This is a genomic window from Pseudarthrobacter sp. efr-133-R2A-89 (assembly GCF_030209315.1).
GTDB lineage: Bacteria > Actinomycetota > Actinomycetes > Actinomycetales > Micrococcaceae > Arthrobacter.
The window spans coordinates 112048-124967 of record NZ_JARVSE010000006.1; the positions used below are offsets into that span (position 1 = coordinate 112048).

5 protein-coding genes and 2 pseudogenes are annotated in these 12920 nt (G+C 66.0%); 3 read left to right on the plus strand and 4 right to left on the minus strand.

Translation table 11 applies throughout. The features are described from left to right. Positions 1-15 precede the first annotated feature (15 nt). Together QRM95_RS12195 and QRM95_RS12200 are read left to right on the plus strand one after the other, a co-directional pair. A complete protein-coding gene (locus tag QRM95_RS12195) occupies positions 16-1422 on the plus strand; it encodes an MFS transporter (RefSeq protein ID WP_285247852.1) in 1407 nt (468 codons plus the stop codon). A 245-nt stretch (positions 1423-1667) separates the two neighbouring features. Then, positions 1668-4175 (plus strand): GcvT family protein, encoded by a 2508-nt coding sequence (locus QRM95_RS12200; RefSeq protein ID WP_285247853.1) that lies wholly within the window; start codon positions 1668-1670, stop codon positions 4173-4175. A gap of 177 nt (positions 4176-4352) precedes the next feature. On the opposite strand, the pseudogene fdhA reads toward QRM95_RS12200, so the two are convergent. From fdhA to QRM95_RS12215, 3 genes and pseudogenes are all read right to left on the minus strand, one after another. Next, positions 4353-5567: pseudogene (gene fdhA / locus QRM95_RS12205) on the minus strand (formaldehyde dehydrogenase, glutathione-independent). Positions 5568-5703: 136 nt separating this feature from the next. Further along, a complete protein-coding gene (locus tag QRM95_RS12210; protein ID WP_285247854.1) occupies positions 5704-7116 on the minus strand; it encodes a ferredoxin reductase in 1413 nt (470 codons plus the stop codon). Next, entirely contained in the window at positions 7113-8417 is a 1305-nt protein-coding gene (locus tag QRM95_RS12215; protein WP_285247855.1) for an aromatic ring-hydroxylating oxygenase subunit alpha, read from the minus strand. The genes QRM95_RS12210 and QRM95_RS12215 overlap by 4 nt, the downstream gene beginning before the upstream one ends. A gap of 368 nt (positions 8418-8785) precedes the next feature. Here QRM95_RS12215 and QRM95_RS12220 point away from each other — a divergent pair. Further along, positions 8786-10370: pseudogene (locus tag QRM95_RS12220) on the plus strand (HNH endonuclease signature motif containing protein). 194 nt (positions 10371-10564) lie between these two features. On the opposite strand, the gene QRM95_RS12225 reads toward QRM95_RS12220, so the two are convergent. Then, complete coding sequence (locus QRM95_RS12225; protein WP_285247856.1) at positions 10565-12919, minus strand: FdhF/YdeP family oxidoreductase; 2355 nt, start codon at positions 12917-12919, stop codon at positions 10565-10567. Position 12920: the final 1 nt, after the last annotated feature.

Sequence of the window (12920 nt, forward strand, 5' to 3'; positions counted from 1 at the left end):
TAAAGGAAACTGTTTATGACTTTCAAAGGTGCCAGCACCATCGATCAAAGCAGTGCCGAAGGGACCAGCTCCAAATTCAAACGCCGCTTCATGGTGCGGCTCGTCGCTGTCTTTATCGGCGGGATGTTCCTCGACGGCTACATCCTCGGAATCATCGGACCCGTCACCGGCCCCATGCGGTCAGACCTCCAGCTCGACGCACTGTCCCTGGGCATGATCGCCGCGGGCCCGCTGGCCGGGATCTTCGTAGGCTCCCCGCTGGCCGGCTGGGCTACTGACAAGTTCGGACGCAAGCCCATGTTCCTGGTGGACATGGGCCTGTTCCTGGTTGCCTCAGCGGCCCAGTTCTTCGTAACCTCCGGAGACGGTGCCGTGATCCAGCTGGCCATTATCCGGTTCATGATGGGTGTCGCGATCGGCGGCGAGTACTCGATCGGCGGGCCCTTGCTGTCCGAGTTCTCCCCTCCGAAGCTCCGCGGGCGGTTGCTCGGGCTGACCCTGATCGCCTGGTATGTCGGTTTCATGATGGCATTCATCATCGGCACGCTCCTGCACGAGGCCGGCACCCCCTGGCGCGTCGTCATCGGGACGAGCACCATCCTCGCGTTCGTCCTGTTCCTCGCCCGCATCGGCCTCCCCGAATCGCCGAGCTGGCTCATCACCAAGGGACGGCGTGACGAAGCACTCGCAATCGCCCACAAATATGTCGAATCGCCGCAGATGCACGACAGCATCACCGAGGAGATCGACCTGCGGATGATCCAGGAGGCCCAGGCCGCAAAGGGCAGGACCAAAATCAAAAACGCCTCCTTCGGAATGCTGTTCTCGAAGGAACACTGGCGCGCCACCGTCTTCACCTCGGGTTTTTGGTTCTGCGCGGTCACTCCGTACTTCGCGATCGCGACCTTCGCCGACGACGTGCTCACCCAGTTCGGCTTCGGCGGCGGCTGGGCCGGTGGAGTGGGGCTGTCCGCCCTTGCGGCCGCAGGTGTCGTCACCAGCGTGCTTCTGATCGACAGGCTCGGCCGCCGGATCCTCACCGTGCCCGGGCAGTGGCTCTGCGCAGGCATCCTGCTGGTCATTGGGGTCTGGGCGGACGCACCGGCGATCCTGGTGCTCGCCCTGTTCCTCGCCTTCTCCTTCTTCAATGCCGGCTACACCACATTGACCCAGGTCTATCCGGCCGAGGTATTCCCCGGCGACCTGCGCGGCATCGGCATGGGCTTCGCCGCAGCCTTCAGCCGTATTGGAGCCGCACTCGGCACCTTCGCCCTGCCGTGGGCGATCAGCAACATCGGCATGGGTCCAAGCATGGTCGTGGCCGCGGCGGTCGCATTACTCGGCGCAATACTCTCGCAATGGCTCGCGCCTGAGACGAAGGGGCGCACCCTCGCCGAGATCTCAACCAACTTCTCGCACTGACACCGGGCAACCCGCCGCAACACACAGGAGGCCTTCGCCGCACCAGCGGCGGAGGCCTCCGTTCTGCATCCAGCGCGCCTGCCCTGAAGCCGGCGAAACACCGCTGAAACAGTGACGGCAGCCGACGCAACAAAGCCTTAAACCCTTGACATTCCCTGTGAGCTGCGCCACCGTGTTGCATATAGTGATGCGCGTTGCTTATAGCGAAGCGCGGAGCCACGCACCAACCAGGAGAACCACGAACTATGAGCGCATCACCCCGCGTCGTCATCATCGGAGCCGGCATCGTCGGCACCAACATCGCCGACGAGCTGGCAAGCCGCGGCTGGAACGACATCACCGTCGTCGAACAGGGCCCGCTGGAGCTGGCCGGCGGCTCCACGTCGCACGCTCCGGGCCTCGTGTTCCAGAACAACCCGTCCAGGACCATGACGGAATTCGCGACCTACACCGTCAACAAGCTGCTCGCCCTGGGCAAGGATGGCCAGTCCTGCTTCAACCAGGTGGGCGGCCTTGAACTGGCAACGACTCCGGAGCGCCTGGCGGACCTCAAACGCAAGATGGGCGTGATGACCTCCTGGGGCGTCGAAAGCCGGATCGTGGACGCCGACGAATGCGAAAAGATCTACCCCCTGCTGAACACGGGGAAGCTCAGCGGCGGCCGGGAAGTCCTGGGCGGCCTGCTCATCCCCACCGACGGCCTCGCCCTAGCGGCCCGCGCCGTCCAGCTGCTGATCGAGCGCACGCGCGAACACGGCGTCACCTACCGTGGGTCCACCACCGTCACCGGCATCGCCCGTGAGGGCGGCAAGGTCACCGGCGTCGAAACCTCGGCCGGTCTCATCCCTGCCGATATCGTGGTGTCCTGCGCAGGCTTCTGGGGCCGTGAGCTCGGCAAGATGGTGGGCCTGGAGGTACCGCTGCTGCCGCTGGCCCACCAGTACGTGGTCACCACGCCCCTCGCCGAACTTGAGGGCGTCAACGAGCTGCCGAAGGGTGCCAGCAAGCCCATCCTGCGCTACCAGGACAAGGACCTGTACTACCGCGAGTGGGGCGACCGCATCGGCATCGGCAGCTACGCGCACCGCCCGATGCCGGTGGACATGTCTGCACTGCCGAAGGTCCCGGCCGGGGAGATGTCCGACCACCGCATGCCCTCCCGGCTGGACTTCACCCTGGAAGACTTCGTTCCCGCGTGGGAGGACAGCCAGGACCTGCTGCCGGCACTGCGCAGCACCGAAATCCAGGATGGCTTCAACGGCATCTTCTCCTTCACCCCCGACGGCGGCCCGCTCATGGGCGAGGCGCCTGACCTCGAGGGCTTCTTCGTGGCCGAAGCCGTGTGGGTCACGCACTCGGCCGGCGTTGCCAAGGCCATGGCAGAACTGATCATCGACGGCCAGCCGCAGACAGACCTGCACGGCTGCGAACTGACCCGTTTCGAGAAGGTGCAGACCTCGGACGCCTACGTCAGCGAAACCTCGCAACAGAACTTCGTGGAAATCTACGATGTCATGCACCCGCTGCAGCCGCGTGAATCCCCGCGCGACCTGCGGGTCAGCCCCTTCAACGTCCGCCAAAAGGAGCTGGGCGCGTTCTTCCTGGAATCCGCCGGCTGGGAACGCCCGCACTGGTTCGAAGCCAACCGCGCGCTCCTCGAAGAACTTCCGGCCGAATGGCAGACCCCGGAGCGGGACTTCTGGTCCGCAATGTTCCACTCCCCCATCTCCGCAGCCGAAGCGTGGAAGACGCGGACCGCCGTCGGACTTTACGACATGACGCCGCTGAAGCGCCTTTCCGTCGCCGGCCCGGGCGCGCAGGCACTCCTGCACCGGCTCAGCACGGGCAACATCGCCAAGAAGCCGGGTGCCGTGACCTATTGCCTGTTGCTGGCGGACGACGGCGGCATCCGCAGTGACGTGACCGTGGCCAGGCTGGCGGAGGAAGAGTTCCAGTTGGGCGTCAACAGCAACGTTGACTTCGACTACCTCCGGGTCGAAGCCCGCCGGCAGTCCGCCGCCGACCCCGGCCAGTGGGTCCACGTCACCGACATCACCGGCAGCACCTGCTGCATCGGCCTGTGGGGTCCCCTGGCCCGCGAAGTGATTGGCAAGGTCAGCACGGACGACCTGACCAATGACGGCCTGAAGTATTTCCGGACCAAGGAAATCTCGGTGGGCGGCATCCCCGTCACGGCCATGCGGCTCTCCTACGTCGGCGAACTCGGCTGGGAGCTCTACACCACCGCCGAGTACGGTTTGAAGCTCTGGGACCTGCTGTTCGAGGCGGGCCGGGAGCACGGCATCATCGCTGCCGGCCGCGGCGCCTTCAACAGCATGCGCCTTGAGAAGGGCTACCGGCTGTGGGGCGCGGACATGACGTCAGAGCACCACCCGTACCAGGCGGGCCTCGGTTTCTCCGTGGCCAAGGACAAGACCGGATTCGTGGGTGCAGAGGCACTGGCGTCGCTCCGCGAGCAGCCGGCGGCGAAGATTCTGCGCTGCCTGACGGTCGACGACGGCACGTCGGTAGTGCTGGGCAAGGAACCGGTGTACGTTGCCGGGGAAGCCGTTGGTTACGTCACGAGCGCGGCGTATGGCTTCACCATCGGTAAGCCCCTTGCCTACGCCTGGCTGCCCTCATCGGTGTCCGAGGGGGACCCCGTGGAGATCGAGTACTTCGGCCGTCGCGTAGCCGCCACGGTCAGCGCCGAGCCGCTCTTCGACCCCGGCATGGAGCGCCTCCGCGGCTGATCTGCCCCATCCCCCACGAGGTGGTTGGGCCTGCTTGAGACCGGCAGGCCCAACCACCTCTTTTGTTGCCCGCGGAGCGCGCGCTGTTCCACCCCGGCATGCCAACGGCGGCACCCCTGCTGCTGAGCGGGGCGCCGCCGTTGGAACCTTGCCGTTCTTACAAACGGGAACCGGGCATCAGTTGTTGAGGTAGCCGTTCGGGTCCAGGACGTACTTCGTTGCCGCGCCGGCATCGAACTCCGCGTACCCGCGCGGGGCGTCGTCGAGCGAAATGGCCTTGGCGTTGACTGCCTTGGCGATCTGGATCCGGTCATGGAGGATGGCCATCATCAGCTGCCGGTTGTACTTCATCACGGGGCATTGGCCGGTGGTGAAGGACAGGGACTTCGCCCAACCGGTGCCCAGGGACAGGGACAGGCTGCCCTTCCGTGCGGCTTCATCCGCGGCTCCCGGGTCCCCCGTGACGTAGAGGCCGGGGATACCCACGGAGCCGCCGGCGGTGGTGAGGTCCATCAGCGAGTTCAGCACGGTGGCGGGCGCCTCCTGGGCGCCGTGGCCGTGTCCGCGCGCCTCGAAGCCGACGGCGTCGATGCCGGAATCGACCTCCCGGACGCCAAGGATCTGCTCGATCTGGTCGGCAGGGTCGCCGTTGGCCACATTGACGGTTTCGCAGCCAAAGGAGCGGGCCTGGGCCAAGCGGTCTTCGTTGAGGTCGCCCACGATCACCACCGCAGCTCCCAGCAGTTGGGCGCTGGCGGCAGCGGCAAGCCCGACGGGGCCGGCACCGGCGACGTAGACGGTGGACCCGACGCCGACGCCTGCCGTGACCGCACCGTGGAAGCCGGTGGGGAGGATGTCGGAAAGCATGGTCAGGTCCATGATCTTTTCCAGGGCCTGGTCCCGGTCCGGGAACCGCAACAGGTTCCAGTCCGCGTAGGGAACCAGGACGTATTCCGCCTGTCCACCCACCCAACCGCCCATATCGACATAGCCGTAGGCAGAGCCGGGGCGGTCCGGGTTCACGTTCAGGCAGATCCCGGTCTTGCGCTCCTAGCAGTTCCGGCAGCGCCCGCAGGAGATGTTGAACGGGACGGAGACGATGTCCCCGACCTTGATGAATTCGACGTCGGGTCCGGTCTCAATGACTTCGCCGGTGATCTCGTGGCCCAGGACGAGGCCGGCCGGGGCCGTCGTCCGGCCGCGGACCATATGCTGGTCCGAGCCGCAGATGTTGGTGCTCACGGTGCGCACGATGACCCCGTGCGGCACCTTCCGGCCCACGTTGGCGGGATTGACACCGGGGCCGGCCTTCAGTTCAAACGACGGATACGGGGTATCGATGACCTCGACGACCCCGGGCTCCTTGTATGCAACGGCTTTGTTACCTGACATGGGCGTGGCTCCTATGGTTAGGGTTCAATTGCCACGGAAGGCCTGACGCCGGCTGCATCAGACCTTCCGTGTGGTTATGACTTTCACTTGCGTGAAACTTGGGACGGCGCGGGGCGCCGGCGGCTCAGGGAAGCGGTTAGGCGTCGATCACCATGTCGGTGCGCGCGGTGGAGCAGCAGGGAAGGAACTTGCCGGCATCGATTTCCCGTTTGCGGATTCCACCCTGGTGGTTCATGTCGATCTCCCCGGACAGCTTGACCACCTTGCAGGAGCCGCACATGCCCTCCTTGCAGTTGGCGCCGATCCGGACACCCGCCCGCTGGGCCACCCCAAGGATGGGTTCCTCCGGGTCGATCCGCACATTGATTCCGGTGCGCATGAAAGACAGGGTGAGGCTTCCGGTTCCCACGGTGTCGAAGCTGGACGCATCCGGGGTGGCGGCTTCGGTTGCGGCTCCTGCGGCGTCCACGGAGGCGGCCTCCGCGGAGGCCGGGGCTGCAGCTTCCAGCGCCAGTCCCGTGGCCTGGAGGGTTCCGTCATCGTCGTAGCCGGGTTCATAGATCCCGAACGCCGCCGGCTGGCTCTCGAAATAGTCCCCGGCGGACTCGGCGATCTCGTCCGCGATTTCCTCGGCGATGTCCGCCGCCAGGGCGAGCTCGGCCTGGTATTCGAGGAGGGTCTGCCGGTCGCCGGAGAAGAACTCCATGTAGATGGACGTATCGTCGACGCCCACGTTCTTGAGCAGTTCGGTGGCGGTGTTCAAATACCCCTCGGGTCCACAGGCGTACACCTGCCGGCCGTTGGCGTCGGGTGCCACCTCGTCGATCATGGCCGCCGTCAGCCTTCCGGTGAAGCCCTCCCAGTCCTCGGGCCTGCCGCGGTCGCCAAGGGCGTAGAAGACCTTGACGCGCGAGTCCACCGACGCGATGTAGGCCAATTCCCGGTGGAAGGCGAAGCCGCCGGCTTCCGCGCCGTGGTAAAGCACCACCACATCGGCGGTTCCGGGCAACGAGTGGATGGTCCGCAGCATCGACATGATGGGTGTGATGCCTGCGCCCGCAGCCAGGAAGAGGTACCGTGCCCGCCGATCGGCGTCAGGCAGGTGGAAGGCCCCGACAGGTCCCAGCATGTCCAGGACAGTTCCGGGCCTGACGTTCCCGTGCACCCACGGGGAAACCAGTCCGCCCGGGTCGCGCTTGACGGTGACGCTGAAGGTCCACGGTTCCGTGGGTGAACTGGACAGCGAGTAGCTGCGGTCCACCGGTTCCTGGTCCTCGCCGTTCACGGGGAAAGCGATATTCACGTACTGGCCCGCGCGGAACGCCAGGGGCGCGCCGTCGCAGCGGCGGAAGACGAAGGTCATCATGCCGCCGGCTTCGGGAACGGTTTCGACGCATTCGGCCATGAACTCCTGCGGATGCCACGGGCCCAGCGCCTTGGCTGCGCTGGCCGGTCCTTCCATGCTGCCCATCACCCGGTTCCACGGCATTTCAAGGCCGCGGATGCGCTGTGGTTCCCGGACCGGCGCCTGAGTGAGGACGTCAATCATGCCAAGTGCTCCTGCACGCGCTGGACGTACCAATTGATGAAGGCCTCCACCTGGTATTCGCTCTTCATGTAAGGGCCGGGCTCGTACGCGGGGCTGGCAGCACCCTGCTGGCACAGCTCGACGAACGCCTTGTCCTGCAGGTTGGTCTGCTTCCAGGTGTAGGTGAGCTTTTCGAGGTCGTAGTCAACGCCTTCCTCGGCGTCGTCAGCCACCAGCCAGGTGGTGCGGACCAAGGACTGGTGCTCGTTGATGGGGAAAACCCCGAACGTGATGACGTGGTCACCCAGGAAGTGGAACCAGCTGTTGGGCTGCAGGTGCATCGAGCAGCGGCCCAGGCGGAAGTCCCGAAGGTCGCCGAGCAGCTTCTTGGAGAGCCTGCGGCCGTCGGCGGAGAACGATTCGCCCTCGCCGTCCAGGGATTCGCGCGAGATGCGGATACCGGCAATGCGGGTGTCGAGTTCCTCCACCACCTCGTAGGGCAGGCCATAGCGGCGGCACCGCTCCTCGAGGGAGGACTGGGCTTCCTTGTTGCGGTCCCAGACCTCTTCAAGGTGGGCCGGGATCAGTCCCTCGGTCAGGCCCCACGTGGGGAAGAGCGAGCAGGCGAGTTCCGGGTGGCCGTCGCAGTGGTAGCACTCACGGTTGTTCTCCATGACGAGCTTCCAGTTGCCCTCTTCGATGATGTTCTGCTGGTAGGCAATCTTCGTCTTGGACAGGTCGTGGGGCGCGAGGTAGGGCTCGAAAATCTTGGCGGTTTCGTCGAAGTCTGCGGGCGGTTCGTCAGCAATGCAGACGAAGATGAGCCCGGCAACCTCGCGGCTGTGGGCGCGCTTGAGGGCAAAGCAGTTCTTGTCGAACTTGGCTTCGCCGGGGGCGGATGCGTGGATCAGATTGCCCTCGGGGGAGTACGTCCAGGAGTGGTAGCCGCAGACCAGGTTTCCGGTGGAACCGGCAGCTTCGGTCAGGACGCGTGCACCGCGGTGGCGGCAGACGTTGTGCAGGACATTGACGGCGCCCTCGTCGGTTCGCAGCACGATCAGGGAGTAGGGGCCGTAGTCGACCGTGATGTAGTCGCCCGGCTCCGGCAGCTCGGCAACGCTGCCGGCAAAGATCCAGTGCTGGCCGAAAATGGCCTCCATGTCGAGCTTGAAGATTGTGGGGTCAGTGTAGAACGGGGCGTCAAGGGAGTAGCCGGTGCGCCGCAGGGCGAACAACTCGGTAATTTCAGCCAGCTGCTCGGCAGGCAATGCTGAGGCGAGCTTTCCGCGTGCGCTGAGGGGCGCGTTCACTGAGGTAGTCATGTGTTTCCTCCCGATAGGGCTGTGTAATAAGCGATTTGCGGTGATTACGGAGCAGACGGGGCAACAGGGTGTGCCAAGACGTCCTGTTCGCGAATGCGGGGAGGTCCATCAGCAAAAGAAGCGATGACACCGGAAGAATCTGGAAGCACCTAACGCAACACCAATCACCATATGCAACAGTGTGACTCCAGCCACGCTCACTGTCAATCAATTCCGGATATGACGAAAAAGCATGGTCGGTGGCACGGAGGGCTGCCATCCCTGAACGTAAAGAATCCGGGACCGGAACCCATGTTTAGCTGACCCCCACTGCCGCGGACAAGCCCGGCAGTCCTCTGAATGTCGTACCCCCTCGTCATGCTTGGTTTATGGGGAGGGCAGCGGTGGCTACGGCTTATGAGGACATCCGGGCTGCCCTGGCTGTGCTGAATGCCGAGGTCGATGGGTGCGGTTCCGAGCCGTTTTCGGTGGCCGATCCGTTGGCTGCGGTGGCAGCTGGGTGCCTGGACATTCTTGCCGGTGCCCGGGAGGTCGAGGCCGGGTTCGCTGGCCTGAAGGCGAGGGCTGCGGTGGCGTACGCGGAGATCGCCGACGTGGTTGCGGGGCCGGATGTGCCGGTGCAGGCGCAGGAGATGGCGGTCGCGGCGGAGATCGGGTGTGTGTTGGCCCTGGGTCCGCGCGCCGCGTCGTCGTTCCTGACAGCCTCGCACGCCGTAGTTACCTCATTGCCGAGGACATTGGAGGGGCTGCAGGCCGGGACCCTGTCTTGGCAGCATGCGGTGGTGATGGCGGATGAAACGGCGTGCCTTAATGCCGCGGGGGCGGCCGCGTTGGAAGCCCATTTTTTGGACCCGGGCGCCGCGGACCCCGGACGCCCCGGACCCAGCACGGGGCTGCCCGGTGGGTGCGTTGCCGGCGCACCGGTTCAAGGCCAAGGCCCGGACCTGGCGGGAACGCCACCACGCCGAGAGCATCGAGAAACGCCACGTCAAGGGGGTGTCTGATCGGCGGGTAGAGTTCCGGGCAGACCAGGACGGAATGGCCTGGCTGTCCGCATGCCTGCCTGCGGACCAGGCCCTGGCGGGGTGGAATCGGCTCACCGCGACCGCCCGTAGCCTGCAGGGCCCCGGCGAGGGCAGGACCCTGACCCAGCTCCGGGCCGACGCCTTCGCCGACGCGATCCTCACCAACGGCACCGGAGTCCGCTACATCGGTGGCAGCGGCAGTGGCGGTTTGAGCGAGGGTGCGAGTGGCAGCTTCATCGGGGGTGCGGGCGCTGGCGGCAGCTCCAGCGGCGGTGCGGGTGCTGTCCGGGACCGTGTGCTGTCGCCAATCCGGGCGCAGGTGCTGGTCACGGTTCCGGTGTTCTCGCTGATCGGCCTGACGGACGAACCGGCGGTGCTGGACGGGTACGGTCCCATTCCGCCGTCCATGGCCCGTCAACTTGTCGCAAACGGGGCGGGGTCCTTTTACCGGGTGTTCGTGGACCCGCGGGACGGGGCCCCGTTGGAGATCGGCCGGACGAGTTACCGGGTCACAGGTCCGATGCGGGCTTGGTTGCGGATGCGGGACGGGAAGTGTCCGTTCCCGGGGTGCAGCAACAACTCCCTGGACAACGATGCCGATCACATCCTCGCCTGGGCCAAGGGCGGCACCACCGGAATCAGCAACCTGGGACAGCCCTGCCCCAAACACCACAAACTCCGACACGCCACCGGCTGGAAACCCACCCTGGCAAGCAAGAACGAACCACCCGGCTGGACCTCACCCACCGGCCGCCTTTATCAAAGCGAGCATCAAGACTGGGAACCACCGCGGTGGCCGGACACCCAACGCCGCGTCCGGGTTCCCGAGGAGGGCAGCTCGCATTGCACCGTTCCGGACCTGGTGCAGATCCAGGTATCCCCAGCCGAAGATTGGCTGGAGCTGGTCCTGCACGCGCCCTCCGCCTGACACGGTAAGTATGTTGCGGTCCCGCCAGGCGTCGTCCTCCGCTATGGCAAGGACCTGTACCCGGAGGCCGGTCCCGACGGGAACCACCCGGCATAAGAACCTGTGCGGGGGAACAGCGACGGCGGCACCCGGCACCTGCCGGACTGCCGCCGTCGACATTGCCCGCACCGGCGCAGCTTCCCCACCCGGTGGGGCTAGGCGTGCGTGCCGGCCAGCTCCCCTGCAGAGTCCTCGGCTGCTGCCGCCCCGCCCTGGTGCGGTTCAAAGCGGACGAACATGGCCTTGAAGCCGGGGGTGTTGGATACGCGGGCCACGTTTTCCTTGTGGACCAAGGCGTTGGCTTCTGGGAAGTACGCCGCGGCACAGCCCTTCACGGTGGGATAGGCCACCAGCCGGAACTTGTCCGCCCTGCGGTCCACGCCCTGGAAGGTGCTGACGACGTCCACGAGCTCGCGGTCCTGGAATCCCTGCTCGGCGAGGTCCTCGGGGTGGATCAGAATGACGCGGCGGCCGCCGGAGATGCCGCGGTAGCGGTCGTCCAGGCCGTAGAACGTGGTGTTGTACTGGTCGTGGCTGCGGATGGTCTGCAGCACCAGGTGCCCCGCGGGCGGGGTGAGGTACTCCAGCGGGCTGACGGTGAAGCGGCCCCTGCCGATGTCGGTGGCGAAGGAACGGGTGTCGCGCGGCGGGTTGGGGAGCACGAACCCGTTCCTGGTCCGGACCCTGGCGTTGAAGTCCTCAAAGCCGGGCAGGACGCGGGCGATGTGGTCGCGGACCACGTCGTAGTCCTCCGCCATTGCCTTCCAGTCCACGGGGTGGTCCGGGCCAAAGGTGGCCTCCGCCATCCGCGCCACGATGACGGGCTCGGCCAGCAGGTGCTCGGAGACCGGGGTGAGGCGGCCCTGGGTCGAGTGGACCACGGACATCGAGTCCTCCACGGAGAGGAACTGTGCGCCGTTGGGATGCTTGTCGTCCTTGTCGGTGCGGCCCAGGGTGGGCAGGATCAGCGAGGTGCGGCCATGGACCACGTGGGAGCGGTTGGGTTTGGTGCTGATGTGTACGGTCAGCCCGATCCGCTGCATGCCCGCTTCCAGGGCTTCGGTGTCCGAGCAGGCGAGCGAGAAGTTCCCGCCCATGGATACGAAGACGTCCACCTCGTCCCGTTCAAAGGCCTCCATCGACTCCACGGCGTCGTAGCCGTGGTGCCGCGGGGAGGTGATGCCGAACTCGGCGTCCAAGGCCTGCAGGAGCCACTCCTTGGGTTTCTCCCAGATGCCCATGGTCCGGTCGCCTTGGACGTTCGAGTGCCCGCGGACCGGGCAGGCGCCGGCGCCGGGCTTGCCGAAGTTGCCCTGCAGCAGCAGGACGTTGACCATTTCCTTGATGGTGTCCACCGAGTGCGGCTGCTGCGTCACGCCCAGCGCCCAGCAGAAGATCGAGGCCTTGGACGCCACCAGCATCGCCGCGACCTTTTCGATCTGGCCCCGGGTGAGGCCGGTGGCCTTCTCGGTTTCGCCCCAGTCCAGGGTGCGCCGGGCTTCGCGATAGGCAGCGAACCCGTCCGTCTGGGCGGCGATGAAGGACTGGTCGACGACGGTCCCCGGGTTGGCGGCCTCGGCCTCCAGCAGCAGGTGGCCGAGCGCCTGGAACAGCGCCAGGTCCCCGCCCACCTTGATCTGCAGGTATTCATCGGCCAGCGGCGTCCCGCCGCCCACCACTCCGGAAACGGTCTGCGGGTCCTTGAAGTTGAACAGGCCCGCTTCGGGCAGCGGGTTCACGGCCACCACCTTGCCGCCCTTGTCCTTGCATTCCTTCAACGCGGACAGCATCCGTGGATGGTTGGTGCCCGGGTTCTGGCCCACCACGAAGATCAGTTCGGCGTCGTGGATGTCATCCAGGGAGACCGTGCCCTTGCCGATGCCGATGGTCGGGTTCAAAGCCGAGCCGGAGGACTCGTGGCACATGTTGGAGCAGTCGGGAAGGTTGTTGGTGCCCAGGGACCGTGCGAACAGCTGGTACAGGAAGGCGGTCTCATTCGCGGTGCGGCCGGAGGTGTAGAAAACGCTGCGCTCCGGGGTGGACGCCCGCAGGTGTTCGCCGATCAGCTCGAACGCGTCGGCCCACGAGATCGGCGAGTAATGCGTCTCCCCTTCGCGGATCACCACCGGCTCGCTCAGCCGGCCCTGGTTCCCCAGCCAGTACTCGGTCTTCTCCGAGAGCTCGGCGATGGAGTGTTGGGCCCAGAACTCCGCCCCGACGGTGCGGAGGGTGTTCTCCTCGGCCACGGCCTTGGCGCCGTTCTCGCAGAACTCGGCAGCCTTGCGCTTCTTGTCCGATTCGGGCCACGCGCAGCCGGGGCAGTCGAAACCGCCCCGCTGGTTCAACCGCAGCAGGGACTGCGCTGTCCGGGTTACGCCCGCCTGCGCCACCGCACGCTCGAGCGCAACCATGACGGCCTTGACCCCGGCCGCCTCCGTTTTTGGCTTGTGGACCGAAAGATCGTCCTCATTGATGTCCGCAACGGGGGCGGGCTGCTTACCGAACTTCATC